Annotated in this window: 1 protein-coding gene; it reads right to left on the bottom strand. The window is 68.1% G+C overall.

The features are described 5' to 3' along the window. Window positions 1–5: 5 nt before the first annotated feature. A partial coding sequence (locus AC1DFC_RS29760; protein ID WP_478180587.1) for a porin occupies window positions 6–1,045 on the bottom strand: 1,040 nt, incomplete at its 5' end.

Genomic DNA, 1,045 nt, shown 5'->3' with positions numbered 1-1,045 from the left:
CTGCATCAGAACGCGTGGCGGATACCGAAGTCGTAGCCGGTGGAAGAGCGCGGCAGGCCCGTGTAGCTCACGCCCGCGCTGCCGTAGCCCGTGGTGCTGGCCGACACCAGGCTGCCCGTGTAGTTCGCGTCGTTGCGGTTGTTCACGCGCGCCACCGTCGCATACAGCGCCGTGCGCTTGGACAGGTTGTGCACGTAGCCGATCGCGAACTTGCGTGCCAGCGGGTCCTCGCCCGTGGTGCCGGCCGCGCCTTCGTTGTAGCGCACCTGCGAGTACGCCACGCGGATCAGCCCCGCGCCCACCGGCACCGTCGCGCCCACCAGGTAGCCGTTGTAGCTGTCGTGCGTGCTCGTGAGCGCCGTGTCGAACTTGTTCTTCACGTTCGACAGCTCACCGAACAGCTTCACCGGACCGAAGTCGTACGAAGCGCCCAGGTTGATGGTCTGCACCTTGCGCTCCAGCGCGGTGGTGTCCACCGCCGTGCTCCGGCCCACGCCCAGCGCCACGTCCAGAGGACCGTTGGCGTAGCCGAAGCGCCCACCGACGTAGCGCCCGGCGGTGCTGCTGGAAGCAGCCGTGGTGCTGGTCGCATCGGTGCTGGCGTTCTCGTGCAGGCTGTACTGCACCTGGCCGTAGAAGCCGCCCAGGTTCGGCGGCAGGAAGTAGCCGATCGAGTTGCTCGCGCGCACGTAGTTGGCGTTGTTGATGRCGGTGTTGCCGCTGACGGTGCTGATGACGTTGGTGCCCGAGCCGTTGGTGCCGAACGGGTCGAACACGGTGTCGTTCCAGAAGGTGGGCGTGTAGTCGCGGCCCAGGCGCAGCTCGCCGAAGCCACCCGACAGGCTCACGGTGGAGCGGCGCGCGAAGGTGGAGATGCCGGTGGCGCCGTCGTCGTTGGTGATGGGCGCTTCGAGCCAGAAGCTCGCAGCCAGGCCGCCGCCGAGGTCTTCGGTGCCCCGAAAGCCGATGCGGCTGGAGTTGTAGCCGGAGTTGGCCAGGCTGGTCTTGCTGGACTTCACCGATGCGCCGGTGGCCGCGTCGCGCG

The sequence above is a fragment of the Variovorax sp. 10L421 genome (assembly GCF_056395365.1).
The sequence above is the reverse complement of the archived record's forward strand: the minus strand, read 5'-3'. Positions and strand labels throughout refer to the sequence as shown.